General features: G+C 66.4%; 15 protein-coding genes. 7 read left to right on the top strand and 8 right to left on the bottom strand.

The window, feature by feature from the left end; genetic code table 11:
• Nucleotides 1–15: 15 nt before the first annotated feature.
• Nucleotides 16–408 carry an MAPEG family protein gene (locus tag QX039_RS28245; RefSeq protein WP_315740576.1) on the top strand — a complete coding sequence of 131 codons (393 nt, stop codon included), beginning with the start codon at nt 16–18 and terminating at the stop codon, nt 406–408.
• A gap of 159 nt (nt 409–567) precedes the next feature.
• Here the strand turns inward: QX039_RS28245 and QX039_RS28240 are convergent, their stop codons facing one another.
• A complete protein-coding gene (locus QX039_RS28240) occupies nt 568–1,755 on the bottom strand; it encodes an ABC transporter substrate-binding protein (protein WP_315740577.1) in 1,188 nt (395 codons plus the stop codon).
• Nucleotides 1,756–2,051: 296 nt separating this feature from the next.
• Between QX039_RS28240 and QX039_RS28235 the strand changes: the two genes are divergently transcribed.
• The 5 genes from QX039_RS28235 to QX039_RS28215 all read left to right on the top strand — a co-directional run bounded on the left by QX039_RS28235 (nt 2,052) and on the right by QX039_RS28215 (nt 6,837).
• Nucleotides 2,052–3,602 carry an AMP-binding protein gene (locus QX039_RS28235; protein WP_315773743.1) on the top strand — a complete coding sequence of 517 codons (1,551 nt, stop codon included), beginning with the start codon at nt 2,052–2,054 and terminating at the stop codon, nt 3,600–3,602.
• Between the two features lie 91 nt (nt 3,603–3,693).
• Complete coding sequence (locus QX039_RS28230; protein WP_315773745.1) at nt 3,694–4,443, top strand: CBS domain-containing protein; 750 nt, start codon at nt 3,694–3,696, stop codon at nt 4,441–4,443.
• A gap of 12 nt (nt 4,444–4,455) precedes the next feature.
• Nucleotides 4,456–4,761, top strand: a complete 306-nt coding sequence (locus QX039_RS28225) for a cytochrome c (protein WP_315773747.1) — start codon at nt 4,456–4,458, stop codon at nt 4,759–4,761.
• 344 nt (nt 4,762–5,105) lie between these two features.
• Nucleotides 5,106–6,488: a PAS domain S-box protein gene (locus QX039_RS28220; protein WP_315773748.1), complete on the top strand. Its 1,383-nt coding sequence runs from the start codon at nt 5,106–5,108 to the stop codon at nt 6,486–6,488.
• Nucleotides 6,475–6,837, top strand: coding sequence for a response regulator (locus tag QX039_RS28215; RefSeq protein ID WP_315740582.1), 363 nt, complete (start codon nt 6,475–6,477; stop codon nt 6,835–6,837). The genes QX039_RS28220 and QX039_RS28215 overlap by 14 nt, the downstream gene beginning before the upstream one ends.
• Before the next feature lie 431 nt (nt 6,838–7,268).
• Here the strand turns inward: QX039_RS28215 and QX039_RS28210 are convergent, their stop codons facing one another.
• From QX039_RS28210 to QX039_RS28195, 4 genes are all read right to left on the bottom strand, one after another.
• Nucleotides 7,269–9,224, bottom strand: a complete 1,956-nt coding sequence (locus QX039_RS28210) for an acetyl-CoA carboxylase biotin carboxylase subunit (protein WP_315773768.1) — start codon at nt 9,222–9,224, stop codon at nt 7,269–7,271.
• Nucleotides 9,225–9,241: 17 nt separating this feature from the next.
• On the bottom strand, nt 9,242–10,858 hold the full coding sequence (locus tag QX039_RS28205; RefSeq protein ID WP_315773750.1) for an acyl-CoA carboxylase subunit beta: 1,617 nt from the start codon (nt 10,856–10,858) through the stop codon (nt 9,242–9,244).
• Between the two features lie 98 nt (nt 10,859–10,956).
• Nucleotides 10,957–12,555 carry an AMP-binding protein gene (locus QX039_RS28200; protein WP_315773752.1) on the bottom strand — a complete coding sequence of 533 codons (1,599 nt, stop codon included), beginning with the start codon at nt 12,553–12,555 and terminating at the stop codon, nt 10,957–10,959.
• Between the two features lie 117 nt (nt 12,556–12,672).
• Nucleotides 12,673–13,539, bottom strand: coding sequence for a 3-keto-5-aminohexanoate cleavage protein (locus QX039_RS28195; RefSeq protein WP_315773754.1), 867 nt, complete (start codon nt 13,537–13,539; stop codon nt 12,673–12,675).
• A gap of 188 nt (nt 13,540–13,727) precedes the next feature.
• Between QX039_RS28195 and QX039_RS28190 the strand changes: the two genes are divergently transcribed.
• Complete coding sequence (locus QX039_RS28190) at nt 13,728–16,313, top strand: cation-translocating P-type ATPase (protein ID WP_315773756.1); 2,586 nt, start codon at nt 13,728–13,730, stop codon at nt 16,311–16,313.
• Here the strand turns inward: QX039_RS28190 and QX039_RS28185 are convergent.
• From QX039_RS28185 to QX039_RS28175, 3 genes are all read right to left on the bottom strand, one after another.
• Entirely contained in the window at nt 16,283–17,074 is a 792-nt protein-coding gene (locus tag QX039_RS28185) for a helix-turn-helix domain-containing protein (protein ID WP_315773758.1), read from the bottom strand. The two genes, QX039_RS28190 and QX039_RS28185, sit on opposite strands and share 31 nt — an antisense overlap.
• 177 nt (nt 17,075–17,251) lie before the next feature.
• A complete protein-coding gene (locus tag QX039_RS28180) occupies nt 17,252–17,908 on the bottom strand; it encodes a glutathione S-transferase family protein (RefSeq protein WP_315740589.1) in 657 nt (218 codons plus the stop codon).
• Entirely contained in the window at nt 17,908–19,077 is a 1,170-nt protein-coding gene (locus tag QX039_RS28175; protein ID WP_315740590.1) for an acyl-CoA dehydrogenase family protein, read from the bottom strand. Before QX039_RS28175 ends, QX039_RS28180 begins: the two co-directional genes overlap by 1 nt.
• Nucleotides 19,078–19,157 lie beyond the last annotated feature (80 nt).

Below are 19,157 nucleotides of genomic sequence, written 5' to 3'. Positions count from 1 at the left end.
CAGGGGGAACCGCGCATGTATCACTTCACCGCACTCGTCACCGTGCTCGCGCTCATGCTGTATTTCTACATGGCCGTCCGCGTCGCGCAGGCGCGCGCCACGTTCGGCGTGAAGGCGCCCGCGACCACCGGCAATGCCGATTTCGAGCGCACCTTCCGCGTGCAGATGAATACGCTGGAATGGCTGCCGATCTTCCTGCCGGCACTGTGGCTGTTCGCCATCTATGTCAGCGATGTCATCGCCGCACTGATCGGCCTGGTCTGGATCGCCGGGCGCGGGATGTACATGGTGTCCTACGCAAGGGCCGCCGAGAAGCGCGGCCCCGGTTTTGGCGTGCAGGCCCTGGCAGGCTCGATCCTGCTGGTCGGTTCGCTCATCGCCGTCCTCTGGCGCATGCTGCACGGCTGACCGCCCAGTCCCCCGCTGTCGTCCCTGCGAACGCAGGGACCCATAGCCACCGACGGATGTTTGTTGCGCGGCGGGTCGACGTGCAGCCTACCCTGTTCAGAGATCACGCGGTATGGGCCCCGGCTTTCGCCGGGGCGACACCAATGTTCTGGCGCGCGATCACTTCGTCAGCGGACAGCCGCTCTCCTTGGCGGTGAAGAACGCCTTGTCGCCGGGCACCGTGGCGAGCTGCTTGTAGTAGTCCCACGGCTTCTTCGACTCCGACGGCTTCTTGACCTCGAACAGGTACATGTCGTGGACCATGCGGCCGTTGGCGAGCACCTTGCCTTGCGCGAAGGCGTCGTCGACCGGCAGCTCCTTCAGCTTGGCCGCGACCGCATCGGAGTCCTTGGTTCCGGCGGCCTTCACCGCCTTCAGATAGGACATTGTCGCGGAATAGGTGCCGGCGTGGATCATGCTCGGCATCCGGCCGGTCCGCTTCATGAAGCGCTCGCTGAAGGCGCGGGACTTGTCGTCGCGATCCCAGTAGAAGCCTTCGGTGAGGATCAGGCCCTGCGCCGCCTCCAGCCCGAGGCCATGCACCTCCGACAAGGTCATCAGCAGGCCGGCGAGCTTCTGGCCGCCCTTGACGATGCCGAACTCGGCCGCCTGCTTGATCGAGTTGGTGGTGTCGAGGCCGGCATTGGCGAGCCCGATGATCTTCGCCTTCGAGCTCTGCGCCTGCAGCAGGAAGGACGAGAAGTCCGACGAGTTGAGCGGGATGCGCACCGAGCCCAGCACCTTGCCGCCCTTCGACGTCACGATGTCGCTGGTGTCCTTCTCCAGCGCATAGCCGAAGGCGTAGTCCGCGGTCATGAAGAACCAGGTATCGCCGCCGGACTCGACCAGCGCCCCGCCGGTGCCGACCGCGAGCGCGCGGGTATCATAGGCCCAGTGGAAGCCGTAGGGCGTGCAGGCATCGCCTGATATGCGCGAGGTCGCGGCGCCGACGACAATGTCGATCTTCTTCTTTTCCTTCGACAGATCCTGGATGGCGAGCGCGACCGACGAGGTCGTCAGCTCCGTGATCATGTCGACCCCCTCGGTATCGTACCAGCGCCGCGCGATCGACGAAGCGAGGTCCGGCTTGTTCTGGTGGTCGGCGGTGACCAGCTCGACCTTCTGCCCCAGCACCTCGCCGCCGAAATCCTCGATCGCCATCCTGGCGGCCTCGACGGAGTACTTGCCGCCGTAGTCCGCGTAGACGCCGGACTGGTCGTTGAGGATGCCGATCTTGACCTGTGCCGACGCCGGCGCCGCCACGAGCAGCGCACCGACGGCAGCAACAGCCAGCAAGCCCGATTTCATATGATCTCTCCCGGAGTTTCTTGGCTTTGACATGTCATTCGTTGGAATGCCTGACCATGTTATGCCAGAACCCCGGCCGCGCCCATCCCTTCCCTCCTCAGCCAAAGGGCTGAGAGGCCTGTTGAGAGCCCGGAACCTGTCCGCTAGATTGGCCGCAAACAACGACATGCCGTCCCGTAAGGATGGTACGCGCGGAAGGAAACGGCCCGAGGGCGCGACGAGAACATCGTCGGCGTGACGTTTGCCCTATGGCCCTCCACCACCGTACCTCCGGCCGGCGTCGGAAGGGAGGACACATGTACACCGGCAAGCACGCCCGGCTGCGCCCATTGCAGCCCGCCTTCATCATGGCCTCGACCGGCGAGGCCGTGACCTACCGCGAGCTGGAGGCGCGCAGCAACCGGCTGGCGCATCTGTTCCGCCAGCGCGGCCTGAAGCGGCTCGACCACTATTCGATCTTCATGGAGAACAACAGCCGCTATCTGGAAGCGTGCGGCGCAGGCGAGCGCTCCGGGCTCTACTTCACCTGCGTGAACTCCTACCTCACGCCCGGCGAGCTGGCCTACATCCTCAACAACAGCCGGTCGCGGCTTCTGATCACCTCCCTCGCCAAGCTCGACGTCGCGCGCGAGGCGCTGAAGGAGGCGCCCGACATCGAGCTCTGCATCGTCGCCGATGGCGCAGGCGAGAGCGAGCGGATCGTCGGCCTCGCGGAGGCCACCGCCGGCCTGCCGGCGACGCCGATTGCCGACGAATGCGTCGGCACCGCGATGCTGTATTCTTCGGGCACCACGGGCCGGCCGAAGGGCATCCTGCGGCCGCTGCCCGAGCAGCAGCCGGTGCAGCAGCTGCCGATCTTCGATTTCCTGGAGAAGCTGTGGCGCTACCGCGAAGGCATGATCTATCTGTCGCCGGCGCCGCTCTATCACTCCGCGCCGCAGGCCGCGGTCAACCTCACCATCCGCGTCGGCGGCACCGCCATCATCATGGAGACGTTCGATCCCGAACGCTACCTGCAACTGATCGAGCAATGGGGCATCACGCATACGCAATTGGTACCGACGATGTTCTCGCGCATGCTGAAACTGCCGGAACAGATCCGCACGCGCTATGACCTCTCCTCGCTCGAAGTCGCGATCCATGCCGCCGCACCGTGCCCGGCACAGGTCAAGGAGGACATGATCAAATGGTGGGGGCCGATCATCCACGAATATTACGGCGCCACCGAAGGCCTCGGCTTCACCGCCTGCGACAGCGCGGAATGGCTCGCGCATCGCGGCACCGTCGGCAAGGTGCTGTTCGGCGACCTGCACATCCTCGATGAGACCATGCAGCCGTGCCCGACCGGAACGGCCGGCACGGTGTGGTTCAAGACCGGATCGCCGTTCGAGTATTTCAACGACCCCGAGCGCACCAAGGAGGCACGCTCAGCCGACGGCATGATGAGCACGGTCGGCGACGTCGGCTATGTCGATGCCGACGGCTATCTCTATCTCACCGATCGCGCCACCTTCATGATCATCTCCGGCGGCGTGAACATCTATCCGCAGGAATGCGAGAACCTGCTGATCACGCATCCGAAGGTCGCCGATGCCGCCGTGTTCGGCGTGCCCAATTCCGATCTCGGCGAGGAGGTGAAGGCGGTGGTCCAGCCGATGTCGGGCATCATGCCTGGGCCTGAGCTGGAAGAGGAGCTGATCGCGTTCTGCCGGCAATCGCTGTCGCGACAGAAGGTGCCGCGCTCGATCGATTTCGAGAAGGAGCTGCCGCGGCTGCCGACCGGCAAGCTCTACAAGCGCCTGCTGCGCGACCGCTATTGGGGCAACAAGACTTCTAGGATCGTGTAGGGCGGCACGACCTCGGATTGATCCTGGTCAAGCGCGCGCGATGCCGCGCAGCTATTCTTCGCCGATTGCGATCGCAGCACGAGACGACGACATGCGCGCTCATCAAATCATGACCAGATCCGTGATCGCGGTGACGCCCGGAACCCCGGTGGCCGAGGCGGCGCGGATCATGCTGCGCAACCACATCGGCGGGCTGCCGGTGGTCGACGCGTCCGGCACGCTCGTCGGCATGGTCACGGACGGTGATTTCCTGCGCCGCGCCGAGCTCGGCACCGAACGCAGGCAAGGCCGCTGGCTCGACCTCCTGGTCGGCCGCGGCCGCATCGGCGCCGACTTCGTCCATTCCCACGGCCGTACGGTCGGCGACATCATGAGCCAGCCTCCGGTTACGGTTAGCGCCGATGCCAGCCTGGCGGAGATCGCCGAGATCATGGAGAAGCGCAACATCAAGCGTCTCCCTGTGATGAGTGGCGACCGGCTGGCCGGCGTGGTGACACACACGGATTTCCTGCAAACCGTGGCCGACCTCGCCACTGCCGTTCCGGGCCCCACCCCCGACGATGACGGGATCCGCGGCGCCATTCTCGATTCGCTCGACCAGGCCGCCTGCAAGCATTGCCGCTTCAACGTCGTCGTCCGCAACGGCATCGCGCATCTCACGGGCGCGGTTCGCAACGAGAAGGAGCGGGCCACGGCGATCGTGGCGGCCAAGAGCGTCCCGGGCGTCAGGAACGTGCGCGACCACATGTGGGTCTATCCGCCGCCGGAGGACGAGTTCGGCGGCGGTGACATCGTCTCGCTGCAGGACCAGCCGTCGACCGACGACGACCAACCGCTGTGAGGAGAGCCGGGCGTGCGACGTGCCTCCGTACCATCACTGCTGCTGCTGGTCCTGCTCTCCGCCTCGGCGGCCGCCGAGGATCTCGACCACGGCCGCCGGCTCGCCGAGCGCTGGTGCGCCGCCTGCCATGCGGTGGCCACCGAGCCGACCAAGTTCCGCCGCGCCCGGCCGTTCGTCGCCATCGCGGCCAGGGACGGAGTGACGAAGGACATGCTGGTCAAGTTCCTCCTGCTTCCCCACGCGACGATGGCCAACAATCCGCTCAGTGCGAACGATGCGACCGACCTGGCAGGCTATATCCTCAGCCTTAGGAAGTAGTTGCGGCCAAATTCGCCTTTGGATTGCGCCGCAGCCCCGTGGTCGGCGGCGTCCGGACGCAAGAGTGGGCCCTGGCGCCCGATGATACGGCACCTTCGCCGGCAATTTAGCAAGATCCTCCGGAACGAAACGCTCAAGCCTGCGTTCTGTGTGTTCGCCGTCGTGAGCTGGAGCACGTCGCATGGCCCCAAACGGGTCTGCTGACGGCAAATCGCCCTGTCCTCGTTGCCGGGAAGACCAACAACAAGCAGCGATCGAGATAGCCCTTGCATTTGCACACAAACAAGTTGGTAATCTGGTGCACGGCGTCTTCTCTACCGACCTGTTAGCAAGGAGCCTGCGACGTGCACGGAATGCCCGGCGCCTCCCCCGCCCCACGCGCGACCGACGACGATACGGCCTATCTGGCGGCGATCGTAGAGTCCTCGGCCGACGCCATTGTCAGCACCACCGCCGACGGCGTCATCCGCAGTTGGAACGCGGCCAGCGAGCGGATGCTGGGGTTCACCGCGGCTGAAATGATCGGCAGATCCGTCTCCGAGATCGTTCCCCCGGAGCTGGCGGAAGAAGCGAGCGCCTTGCGCGCCAGGGTCAACGCGGGCGAAGCGGTCGAGAGCTTCGAGACCGTCCGGCTGACCAAGCAGGGACGCCCGATCGAGGTCTCCATCACGTTTTCACCGATCCGCAGCAGCACCGGCGTGATCGTCGGCATCTCCGGAATCATCCGCGACGTCACGCTGTCGAAGAAGGCCGAGCGTGCGGCGGCGATGCTCGCGGCCATCGTCGCCTCGTCCTCGGACGGCGTCGTCAGCAAGACGCTGGACGGCACGATCACCAGCTGGAACAAGAGCGCCGAACGGATCTTCGGCTTCTCGGAAGGCGAGATGATCAACCGCTCGATCCGCACGATCATCCCGCAGGAGCGCCAGGCCGAGGAGGACCGGATCCTCGCCACCGTCCTATCCGGCGCGATCATCGACAATTTCGAGACCATCCGCCTGCGCAAGGATGGTGCGCTCATCGACGTGTCGGTCACGGTCTCGCCGGTCCGGGATTCGAGCGGCCGGATCATCGGCGCCTCCAAGATCGTGCGTGACATCACCGACAAGCGCCAGACAAGGGAGCAGTTGCGCACCTTGCTGGCCGAGGTGAACCACCGCAGCAAGAACCTGCTGTCGCTGGTGCAGGCGATCGCCCGGCAGATGACCCGTCACGGCCGCCAGCTCGACCTCAACCGCTTTCTGGAGCGCCTGCAGGCGATCGCGAGCAATCAGGATCTCCTGATTCAGAACGATTGGCGTTTCATTCCACTCGGCGGCCTGGTCCGCTCGCAGCTCGGGGCGTTCAGCGACTTGATCGGCGACCGCATCGCGATCGACGGACCGCCGATCGAGCTGACGCCAGAGGCCGCGCAGTCGATCGGCATGGCGGTCCACGAGCTCGCCACCAACGCCGCCAAATATGGTGCGCTGTCGAACCACGACGGACGGATCGCGGTCCGCTGGACGCGCAGCGACGACAGCTTCGACATGACCTGGGTCGAAAGCGGCGGACCTGAGGTGGCGCCGCCCGAGCACACCGGCTTCGGCAGCCGGGTGATTTCCGACCTGGTGCGCGCTGGCCTGGATGGATCGGTCGAGGTCCAGTTCCTGCCGGCCGGACTGCGCTGGCACCTGAGGTGCCCCCTGCAACGCCTCAGCCGCGACCATCATCATGCGCGCCAGTGAGAAGACTCACCTCCTGATCGTCGAGGACGATCCCCTGATCGGCTTCGACCTCGCGGTCGAGCTCGAAGCCGCCGGATTCACGGTGGTCGGCGTGGCGCCGACCGTGCACAAAGCCCTCCATCTGCTCGAGCGGAATCACTGCGATCTTGCCGTGCTCGACGTCAATCTCGGGCGGGAAACATCGGCGCCGATCGCGCGCGCTTTGGCCGCGGCCGGCGTGCCCTTCGTCGCCGTCACCGGCTATTCCGTCGATCAATGCCCGGAAGAATTCGCCACGGCACCGCTGCTGTCGAAGCCGTTCCAGACGTCACGGCTGGTCGCGGCGCTGAGGCGGCAATTGCATCCGTGAGGCGCGCGTCGGCCGCGCAACAGAGCCACGATCGGCATTGTTGCCGTTTGAAGGATTAGGGGTCGGTACCCCGCCCTTGAAACAGCGCAGTTGATTTCACGTCTTTGATGGCAGAATTGCCCCTCGCCTCGACAGCAATGCACTCCCCTCCCCCTTGCGAGGAGGGGTCGCGGGTGGGGGTCCACGTGTCGCGCTCCACGTGATCTGCGCTCCCACCGTGGACGATGTCGACGATGATCTGCGCAACCGGCGAACCGCCTCCTTTGAGTGTTGCAGAATGCAGCGGCGGGACGCTGCATGTCGCGAAGCGACGACTCCGTGAGAATATCGAAGTCGCATACAACAGAGTTCAGCGCGCGCGGACCCCCGCCCCGCAAGCGGGAGGGAGGTGCAGCATGCCTCGAGCTAACTCACGCCCAGTTGCGCGACGATCAGCCCGCAATCTCCACCACGATCCGACCCGTCGTCACCTGGTCGCCCTCGGCGACCTCGATCGCGGTCACCGTTCCGGCGATGCCGGCAGTATGAACGTGCTCCATCTTCATCGCCTCGAGCGTCACCACCGGCTGTCCCACAACCACGCTGTCGCCCGGTTTCACCAGCACCGCGACCACGCGACCGTTCAGGGCCGCACGGACCTTGCCATCACCTCCGGTGGCGGCCGAGGATTGCGGCCTCGCCAACGTCAGATCGCGCACTGCCAGCGTCTGACCGCGATGCTGGACGAACAGCCGATCGTCGTCACGGACGAAGCGCGCGCTCTCGACGATCTCGGCGTGATGAACGCGGATCGTGTCATCCGTGAGCGATACGATCTCGAAGCGATGCTCTGCATCACCACGCGTCACGCGATAGCTTCCGTCACGCTCGCGCAGTAGCTCGCACTCGGCCACTTCGCCGGCAATCTCGAACCGGAGCGGCGTCGCGAAGGCGGCCGCGAGCGAGCGGCCGCGGCGGACGGGATGTGCGAGCGGATGGCTGACGGAGAGCAGCAGCGCGACCAGCGCGAGGTCTGCCGCTTCGGCGGCCGGCGCACGCAACTCGTCACGATGCGCCGCGATGAATGCGGTGGTTGCCTTGCCCGCGGCGAAGGCCGGATGCCGCAGACATGAAATCAGGAAGGCCCGGTTGGTCGGGACGCCCAAAGCAACGGCCTGCTCCAATCCGGCGATCAGCCTTGCGCGCGCCTCCTCACGAGTCGCAGCATGGCTGATCAGCTTGGCGATCATCGAATCGTAGTGGGGCGGGATCTCCGCGCCGGACTCCAGCGCATGCTCGACCCGGATCATCCCCGGCATCTGCCACAGCGCCATCCGCCCCGATTGCGGCATGAAGTCGTGCGCGGCATCCTCGGAGCACAGCCGCACCTCGATCGCATGACCCGAGAAGCTGATCTGGTCCTGGCGCAACGGCAGAGGCTCGCCGGCGGCGACACGCAATTGCCACTCGACGAGATCGAGTCCCGTCAGGGCCTCCGTCACGGGATGCTCGACCTGCAGCCGCGTGTTCATCTCCATGAAGTAGAACTGGTCGTCGGCATCGAGCAGGAATTCCAGCGTACCTGCCCCCTCATAGCCGAGCGCCTTCACCGCCTGCACCGCCACCGCGCCCATGCGCGCGCGCAGCTCCGGCCCGACCGCCGGCGACGGCGCCTCCTCGATCAGCTTCTGATGCCGCCGCTGTACCGAGCAGTCGCGCTCACCGAGATGGACGGCATTGCCGTGGCTATCGCCGAATACCTGGATCTCGATGTGGCGCGGACTGACGATCGCCTTCTCGAGGATGACGGTGCCGTCGCCGAACGCCGTCGCCGCTTCCGAGCGGGCGCTGCGCAGCAGGTCGGGAAAGGCGTCCGCATCCGTCACAAGCCGCATGCCGCGGCCGCCGCCACCGGCGACGGCCTTGATCATTACCGGGAAACCAATGCGGCGCGCCTCGCGCAGCATCGCGTCGTCGCCTTGGTCCTCGCCCTGATAGCCGGGAACGCAGGGCACGCCGGCGCAACTCATGATCCCCTTGGCGCCGGCCTTGTTGCCCATCGCCTTGATCGCCTCGGGCGATGGCCCGATGAACACCAGACCGGCCTCCTTGCACGCTTGCGCAAAATCCTCGTTCTCGGCGAGAAAGCCATAACCGGGATGCACGGCATCCGCGCCAGTCGCCTTTGCGGCGGCGATGATCGCTGCGATGTTGAGATAGGACTGTGCGGGCGGCGGCGCGCCGATGCGGACGGCCTGATCGGCGAACCGGACATGCAGCGCATCGGAATCGGCGTCCGAATAGACCGTGACCACGCCATAGCCGAGCCGGCGCGCGGTGCGCATGATCCGCAAGCTGATCTCACCGCGGTTGGCGATCAGCACCTTGTGGAACGGCCTGCGCGTCATTGCACCCATCTCTTCGCTCATGGCCGCGCCACCGAGAACTGCATGCGCTGCGGCTGCCGCGCCTCCGCCTCGCGGCAGATCGCCAGCACCTCCGACAGCACCGCGCGGGTGTCGCGCGGATCGATCACGCCGTCGTCGAGCACGCGCGCCGAAGTCGCAAACACGTCCATCTGGCTGTCGAACACGCCGATGATCTGCGCCTTCATGGCATCGAGCTTCTCGCGCTCCACCGGCTTGCCGCGGCGCGCCGCCGCCGCTTCAGTCACGATCGCCATCGTCTCCGCCGCCTGCTCGCCACCCATCACGGCGGTCTTGGCGTTGGGCCAGGAGAAGCAGAAGCGCGGGTGGAATCCACGGCCGCACATGCCGTAATTGCCCGCCCCGAACGAGGCCCCGCAATAGATCGTGATCTGCGGCACGCTGGCCGAGGTCACCGCCTGGATCATCTTGGAGCCGTGCTTGATCATGCCGGCCTCCTCATAAGCGCGGCCGACCATGTAGCCGGTGGTGTTGTTGAGATAGAGAATCGGCGCTCGGGTCTGGCAGCAGGACTGGATGAAGTGCGTCGCCTTGTTGGCGCCGGCCGGATCCAGCGGGCCGTTGTTGGTGACGATGCCGATCGCCTGGCCCTCGATGCGGGCATGGCCGCACACCGTCGCAGGCCCGTAGTTTGGTGCCATTTCGACGAAGTCGCTGTCGTCGACGATCCGCGCGATGACCTGGCGCATGTCGACGGGGCGCTTGTGGTCGAGCGGCATGATGCCGAGCAGCTCCTCCTGGTCGTAGCGCGGCGGCTTCACCGGTGACGACTCGTGCGATGGCCGATCCCAGTTCAGCTTGCCCATGATCTCGCGCGCGATACGCAGGGCATCGCGGTCGTCCTCGGCGAGATAGTCGCCGAGGCCGGAGATCGAGGTGTGCATCTCGGCGCCGCCGAGCTCCTCCTCGGTGGCGATCTCGCCGGTCGCGGCCTTCAGCAGCGGCGGGCCGGCGAGGAAGGCGCGGGTGCGGCCGCGGACCATCACGATGTAGTCGGACAATCCGGTCTGATAGGCGCCACCCGCGGTCGACGACCCGTGTGTCACCGTGACGACCGGCAGCCCGGCTGCCGACAGCCGCGCGAGATTGCGAAAGATGTTGCCGCCCCGCACGAAGTCCTCGACGCGGTAGCGCAGCAGGTTGGCGCCGGCACTCTCGACCAGTTGCACGTAGGGCAGCTTGTTCTCCAGCGCCAGCTCCTGCACGCGCAGGGTCTTGTCGAGGCCGTAAGGCTGCAGCGCTCCGGCATCGATGCCCGCGTCATTCGCCGAGACCATGCAGCGCACGCCGGACACGAAGCCGATGCCGGCGACGACGCCGCCGCCCGGCACGCTCTTGGCCGGGTCCGGCGTATCGAACATGTAGCCGGCAAGCGTCGACAGCTCCAGGAACGGCGCGCCGGGATCGAGCACCAAGGCGACGCGCTCGCGCGGCAACAACTGGCCGCGCTGATGGAAGCGCTCCTTTGCCGCCGCAGAGGCATTGCGCGTGCGCGCCTCGAGATCGCGCATCCGCGCGATCAGGACGAGCATGCCGTCACGATTGGCCTGGAAGGCGGCGCCAGCGGGAGAGATGGTGTTGTCGATGGTGGCCATCAGTTCATGCTTTCGTCATTCCGGGACACGAGTGCGCAGCAAGATGGACGGGCCATCTTGCTGCGCGGGAGCGAACCCGGAATCTCGAGGATCAACCCTCACGCGCTCTTCGCCACGAAATGATCGCCATAGGCCTGGCGCAGCTCGACCTTGCGCAGCTTGCCGGTGGCGGTCATCGGCATCTCCTCGAGCACCCGCACCAGCTTCGGCACCTGAAAGCCGCCAAGCGACTTGCGGCAGTGCTCGAGCAGCTCGGTCTCACTGGCCTGCGCGCCGGGCTTGAGCTTGACGAAGGCCGAGACCGCCTCACCCCATTGCGGATGCGGCAGGCCGACGACGGCGGCATTCTGCACCGCCGGATGCGCCAGCAGGGTCTCCTCGATCTTGACCGAGGCGACGTTCTCGCCGCCGGACTTGATCATGTCCTTCTTGCGATCGAGGAACAGCACCTCGCCCTTGTCGATGACCGCGAGATCGCCGGTGTGGTGCCAGCCGAACTTGCGGGCGTCCTCGGTCGATTTCGGATCCTTGTAGTAGCCCAGCATCACGTTGGGCCCGCGATGCACCAGCTCGCCGATCTCGCCGGGCGGCAGCAGGTTGCCGGCATCGTCCATGATCGCGGTCTCGTTGACGAACAGCGACTCGCCCCAGTAATTGCCGAAACGATTGAGCTGCACCTCGGGACGCGACATCGTCGTCGCCGGATACATCTCGGTCTGGCCGCTGGTCAGCACGAAGTTCGGGCACAGCTCCCTGATGGCGCGCTCCAACAGCGGCCGGCCCATCGGCGCCATCGTGTAGAGGCAAGTCCGCAAGTGGGAGAGGTCGAACTCCTTGCGGCGCGGATGATCAAGGATTGCCTGGTACATCAGCGGCAGGCCGACGAACACGGTGAGGCGGTCGCGCACGATCGCCTCCATGCAGGCGACCGGGTCGAAGCCACGCATCAGCGCCATGCGGCCGCCGACCGAGAGATAGCTGAGCAGCAGCACATGGCCGGCGCAGTGGAACAGCGGAAATTGCCCGGTGATGCCGTCGTCGCGCGAGAGCTGCATCTCGATGCAGTTGCTCATCACGGCCATCACCACGGCGAGGTGACAATGCATCGCGCCCTTCGGCCGCGACGTCGTGCCCGAGGTGTAGATGATCATCGCAAGATCGCGATCGTTGATCTCGATCTCGGGCTCGACGTCCGAATGACCCTGGATGAGGTCGGTGAAGCTGGCAAGCCCCGCGGCCTTCGCCGTCCCGGTGAGATCGACGGCGATCAGCTCGACGCCCCGCTTTTCCAGCGCGGCGCGGCGGTCCGCCTGAGCAAACAGATTGTCATCGATGAGCGCGAAGCGGACCTCGGCATGGCCGAGGATGTAATCCATGTCGGCGGGCCCGAGCATCGTATTGATCGGCACCCAGACGAGACCGGCGCGATGGATGCCGAACAGCGCTTTGACGAACTCGATCGAGTTGTTGCAGACGGTCGAGATCTTTTCGCCCGGCTTCAGCCCTTTGGCGACGAGATGGTTCGCAAACCGGTTGGCATCGCGCTCCAGCTCGGTGAACGTCACCTGACGGGCGCCATCGGTGATCGCCACCCGCTCGGGAAAGCGGCGCGCCGCGCGCTTCAGGAGATCGCCGATCGCGACCCGGCCGATGCGGCCGGGACCGGACACGCCGCCTGTGGCATCGAGATTGGTCATTGGTCTGTTCCCTCCCCATCCACGTCATTGCGAGGAGCCGAAGCGACGAAGCAATCCAGGGCGTCGTGCAGAACTCTGGATTGCTTCGCTGCACTCGCAATGACGGCGTATGCTGCGTCAATTCACCGTGCCAAACATCTGCCGGGCCTCGGCGGGACTTGCGATCTCGCGGCCGGCGCGCCGCGCGCACGCCGCGATGGCCTCGATCAGTTGGCCGTTCGAGGTCACCTTGGTGCCGTCGCCGAGATAGAACGTGTCCTCCAGCCCGGTGCGGAGATGGCCGCCGAGCTCGGCGCAGCGCTGGTGCAGCGGCCAGATCTCCGCGCGGCCGATTGCCGTGACCTGCCAGTGCGCTTCGGACAGCTTCAGCTTGAGCAGGATCGGCAGCAGCTCGGGATCAGCCGGCATGCCGGAGGCAACGCCCATCACGAAATTGTACTCCAGCGGACCGCCATACATGCCGGTCTGGCGATACATCGCGACACAGCGCACGATGCCGACGTCGAAGCATTCGAATTCCGGGATCGTGTGCGCGTCCTTCATCGCGGCGAGATAGTCCTGGATCTTCTCGACCGAGTTGTCGAACATCATCGGCGGCCAGGCCCAGTTGTTGTCGGCCTTGACCTTGAGATAGTTCAGCGAGCCGGCATTGCAGGCCGCGATCTCCGGCCGGGTCTGCCGGATGCAGTCGAGCGCACCTTGATAGTTCGGTCCCGACACGCCCGAGGTGTGATTGATGATCACGCCGGGACAGGCCTCGCGGATCGCCTGCTGGATCTCGCGGGAGACGTCGACGTCCCAGGACGGCAGATGCCCCTTGCCCGGCGCCTGCTGGCGCAGATGGATGTGCATGATCGCAGCACCGGCGTCATAGGCGCGCCGCGCCTCGCGCGCCATCTCCTCGGGCGTGACCGGCACATGATGCTGCCTGGGATCGGTGAGCACGCCGTTCAGCGCGCAGGTGATGACGGCTTTGTCGCTCATGGCACTCGTTCGATGGCTTCGCGCAAGCGGCGCTGTGCTGATCCGGCCCGTATATGACGGCGTCTCCGCCTGATCTGCTTGCGTTGACTCGCTGGTTGGAGGCCGCGCAACCCGCTATTGCTCTGCATCAAGCGCCCGGACGGGATCGGCGCTAACTGGTTCCCATGTTTCTCGTCACGGGGCGTGCAATGCCGATCGACACACAACCGGCGCCGACATTTCCGAACGGCCTGAGCGCAGCCGAGGCGGCACGGCGTCTGACGGCGGAGGGATTCAACGAGCTGCCGCAGACCGGCAAACGCTCGATCCTGCGCCTCGTCGCCGACGTGCTGAAGGAGCCGATGCTGCTTCTGCTGCTCGCCGGCGGGGGCATCTATCTCGCGCTGGGCGACGCGGCGGAAGCGATGCTGCTCGGCGTGTTCGCCTCGGCCTCCGTCTTCATCACCATCGTGCAGGAGGCGCGGACCGAGCGCGTGCTGGAATCGCTGCGCGATCTCTCCAGCCCGCGCGCGCTGGTGATCCGCGACGGCGAGCGCATCCGCATCGCCGGCCGCGAGGTGGTGCACGGCGACCTCATCGTGCTCGCCGAGGGCGATCGCGTCGCGGCCGATGCGGTGCTGCGGGAGTGCGACGATCTGCTGACGGATGAATCGCTGCTGACAGGCGAATCCGTGCCGGTGCGCAAGCGCCCGGCCCCGGCCGAGCCGATCGACACGCCCGCCGCGGCGGCCGGCGGCGACGACCAGCCATTCGTGTTCTCCAGCAGTCTCGTCGTCCGCGGCGGCGGCATTGCCGAGGTGACGGCGACCGGGCCGCACACGGCGATCGGCAGGATCGGCCAGTCGGTGAGCGCGCTGGAGACGGAGACGCCGCGGCTGCGGCAGCAGACCCGGCGCCTGGTGATGGCGTTCGCGATCGCCGGCGCCATCGTGGTCGCCATCACCGTCGTGCTCTATGCGGTGTATCGCGGCGGCTGGCTGGAGGGAATCCTCGCCGGCATCGCGCTGGGCATGTCGATGCTCCCCGAGGAATTCCCGGTGGTGCTGACGGTGTTCCTGGCGATGGGCGCCTGGCGCATCTCGCAGGCGCGCGTGCTGACGCGGCGCGCTTCGGCGATCGAATCGCTCGGCGCCGCCACCGTGCTGTGCACCGACAAGACCGGCACCCTGACGCAGAACCGCATGATGGTGGCCCGGCTGGTGCTGCCGGACGGCAGCGCGCTGCAGCCTGCGACGGCGACGCCGGATGCCATCACGCCGCCCTTCCGCGATCTCGTCGCCACCGCCGTGCTGGCCTGCGACCCGCAGTCGCATGATCCGATGGAGAAGGCGCTGCACGCGCTCGGCGCCGACGCCACCGCAGGCGCCACGTTGCAGCGACGCTACGGCTTGCGCCCCGACCTGCTGGCGATGACCAACGTCTGGTCGCGCGACGGCGCCGGCGTCGTGGCGGCCAAGGGTGCGCCGGAAGCGATCGCATCGCTCTGCGGCGTCGACGGCGGCGAGCTGGCGGCGCTGCAGGCGCGCGTCGAGACGCTCGCCGCCGAGGGCCTGCGCGTGCTCGGCGTCGCCCACGCGAGCTGGAGCGACGAGGCGCTCCCCGACATACAGCAGGACTTCGCATTCTCGTTCCGCGGTCTCGTCGGCTTCGCCGACCCGCTGCGTCCGGAGGTGAAGGATGCCGTCGCCGAGTGCCGCTCCGCCGGCGTCCGCGTCATCATGATCACCGGCGACTATCCCGCGACGGCCACCGCCATTGCGCGGCAGGCCGGGATCGATCCCGAGCGCGTCATCGCGGGCCCCGAGCTTGCCGATCTCGACGACGACGCCCTGGCGCTTGCGGCGCGCGCGCCGACGGCGTTCGCGCGCATCATGCCGGAGCAGAAGCTGCGCATCGTCACCGCACTCAAGGCCGACGGCGAGATCGTCGCGATGACCGGCGACGGCGTCAACGATGCGCCGTCGCTCAAGGCGGCGCATATCGGCATCGCGATGGGCGGCCGCGGCACCGACGTCGCGCGCGAGGCCTCGGCGATCGTGCTGCTCGACGATGATTTCGGCTCGATCGTCAAGGCGATCCGGCTCGGCCGGCGCATCTACGACAATCTGCGCAAGGCGATGAGCTTCATCCTTGCCGTGCACTTTCCGATCGCCGGGCTGGCGCTGCTGCCGCTCGTCACCGGTCTGCCGCTGCTGCTCGGGCCCGTGCATATCGCCTTTCTCGAGATGATCATCGATCCCGTCTGTTCGCTGGTGTTCGAGGCCGAGACCGAGGAGAGCGACATCATGCGGCGGCCGCCGCGCGATCCGCAGGAGCCATTGCTGCCGCGGCCGCTGGTGCTGTGGGGGGCGCTGCAGGGCCTCCTGGCGATGCTCACCACGGGCGGCGTCCTGCTGCTGGCACACCGCAACGGCATGCCGGACGACGAGCTCCGCGCGCTGGTGTTCTTCACCCTGGTGTCGGTGATCGTCAGCCTGATCTTCGTCAACCGCTCGTTCTCGAGCTCGCTGCGCGAGGCGCTGCTGCGGCCGAACCGCATGCTGCTGCTGGTGATCGGCTTCGTCGTCGCCGTGCTCGCAACAAGTCTGACGCTACCCGCCGCCGCGGCGCTGTTCCGGTTCGGACCGCTGCATGCCGACGATCTCGCGCTGACCGCGGCAGCCGCGCTGACCACGCTGACCCTGCTCGAACTGTCGAAGTTCCCGCTGCGCGCCGCGCTCGCGCGGCACGCAGCCAGGAAAGATCACGTCAAGGCGACCTCGCCGGCGCGGTAGATCGCGAGATCGCGCGAGCCGGAGAAGATCGCGCGCGGCTTTAGCCCGTAGAAGCGGCGGATCGAGTGGCTGAAATGCGTGGAATCCGGATAGCCGATGTCCTGCGCGAGATGCGCGAGGTTGAGGTCCTGGTTGGCGTAGTTGAGCAGATGCCGCGCGCGCTTCCAGGCCCGGAACGAACGGAAGGAGATGTCGGTCTCCTCCTTGAACAGATGCAGGAAGCGCGACGTCGACAGGCCGACGGCGGCGGCGCAGCTCTCGGCCGTGGCCGGCTCGCCGGAGAAGCGGCCGATCAGACCGATCGCCTTGACCACGCGCGGATCGAGCGTCCGCTGCGGCAGCACCTCGCCGAAGCACAGCCGGTCGAACACTGCGCTGGTGACGTCGCCGCTCAGCGGCCGCTGCACCAGCTCCTCATAGGCGGCGCGAATGCGGCAGGCGAACGCCTCGGCCTCGCGGGCGACGCGGCTGGCGAAGCGGTCCAGCGTGCCGATCGGCACGCTCTCCGGCTCGATGGTGACGACGATGACGGTGCGATAATCGCTCTCGATGGTGTGCGGCCGGTTCGGCGGCACGACCAGCAGCTCGCCGCTGCGCTCTTCGGCTCCTTCGGCCAGCAGCCGCAGGCTGCCGGTGAGCGCGACGTAGATATGGCACGCGCCCGAGCAGCGCTGGCGCGGACGACCGAGCAGCCCGGCGTAGAAGACGCGCTCGGGCGTGATCAGCATGAGATGGCCGGAGTCCCGGCGGGTCACATCCATGGTCTTCCTCCTGAGGCGCGGCTCTGGCGGCCGCTTCTTTGGAGGAGAACCATAGCGCAATTCGCGTCGCTGTCATCGGCGACGACTGCCGATTTTTGTCGCGGTTAACTCACCGATTCGAGATGATCGTCGTTCCGGGGCGCGCGCGAGCGCGAACCCGGAATGACGTGCCCAAAGCTACGGCCTGACCCGCGGCTTGATGCCCTGCTCGATCCCGGCGCGCTGCTCGGCCGCACGCGCGCGGCTGTAGCCTTCACGCTGCTGCAGGCGCGCCCAGTAAGCAGCCACATTCGGCCCAAAATCCTTGGCGAGCCCAAGCGTGTCTGCGAGACGCAATGCATAGCCGATCACGATGTCGGCCGCGGTGAAACGACCCGCGCACAAGAACTCGGCATTCGCCGTCGCTGCCTCCACGGCGCGCAGCCGTCCCAGGAACCACTTGGCATAATCGGTGGCGACCTGCGGCGAGCGCCGCTCCTCCGGCTCGAGCTGAGTGTATCGCAATACCAGCGTCTGCGGGAACGTCAGCGTGGCGTCGGAGAAATACATCCAGTTCAGGAACGCGCCGTAGTCCTTTTCCTCAGGCCCGACCATCAGCGGCGTGGGTCCGTGCTTGACGCCGAGGTAATGGCAGATGCCCGAGGACTCCGTCATCTTCGTCTCGCCGTCGATCAGAAACGGGATCGTGCCGAGCGGATTGATCGCCAGATACTCCTTCGCCAGCACCCGCGGCGGGAACGGCAGCATCTTCAACTCGTAGTTAAATCGAAGCTCTTCCAGCATCCACAACGGGCGAAACGAGCGGGCGCCGTCGCAATGATACAGCGTGATCATCAGGCGTTCCCCGCTTTGCCGCTGCCTGGCAAGGTCCCCATCATCTTGCACAGGATGGTCAGCATCACCTCGTCGGCGCCGCCGCCGATCGAGCTCAGGCGCGAATCGCGGTAGGCGCGGCTGACCGGTGTCTCGTTCATGAAGCCCATGCCGCCCCAATATTGCAGGCAGGCGTCGGTGAGTTCGCGCCCCAACCGGCCGGTCTTGAGCTTCACCATGGTCGCGAGCCGCGTCACGTCCTCGCCGGCGATCAGCGCCTCTGCGGCCTGATAGGTCAGCGCGCGCAGCAGCTCGACCTCGGTCTGCATTTCCGCGAGCTTGAAGTGGACGACCTGGTTGTCGAGGATCGAGCGGCCGAACGCCTTGCGGTTGCGCGTGTACTCGATGGTCGCATTGATGATCGCTTCATGCGCCTTCAGGCAGGCGGCGCCGGCCCACAGCCGCTCCTCCTGGAACTGCATCATCTGATAGGTAAAACCCTGCCCCTCCTCGCCGATGCGGTTGCGCTTGGGGACGCGAACGTTGTCGAAGAAGATCTGCGCCGTATCCGACGAGCGCATGCCCATCTTGTCGAGCTTGCGCGCGACCTGCACGCCCTTGCTCTTCATCGGCACGCAGATCAGCGACTTGTTGCGATGGACCGGGCCGTCGCTGGTGTTGGCGAGCAGGCAGATGAAGTCGGCCTGGGTGCCGTTGGTGATCCACATCTTGCCGCCATTGATGACGTAGTCGTCGCCATCGCCGCGCGCCTGGGTCTTGATCGAGGCGACGTCGGAGCCCGCGCCGGGCTCGGAGACGCCGATGCAGGCGACGTAGTCGCCTGAGATCGCGGGCGCCAGGAACTCCTTGCGCACCTCGTCGGAGCCGAACCGCGCCAGCGCTGGCGTCGCCATGTCGGTCTGCACGCCGATCGCCATCGGGATGGCGCCACAATTGATGGCGCCGAGCTCTTCCGCCATCATCAGCGCGTAGGAATAATCCAGCCCCTGGCCGCCGAACTCGACCGGCTTGTTGAGGCCGAGAAAGCCGAGGTCACCGAGCTTCTTGAACAGCTCATGCGCCGGAAAGATGCCGGCCTCCTCCCATTCGTCGACATGGGGATTGATCTCGGCAGCGATGAACTTCTGCAGGATGCGGCGCGGTTCGTCGTGGTCGGCGGTGAAGAGCATTCTTGATCGAGCTCCTGTCGTCTCTTGTCTTGACGTCATGGCCGGGCTTGTCCCGGCCATCCACGTCGTTGTTCTTGTAT

Source organism: Bradyrhizobium sp. SZCCHNR1043, assembly GCF_032489675.1.
GTDB lineage: Bacteria > Pseudomonadota > Alphaproteobacteria > Rhizobiales > Xanthobacteraceae > Bradyrhizobium.
This window is presented reverse-complemented; position numbering and strand designations above follow the sequence as displayed.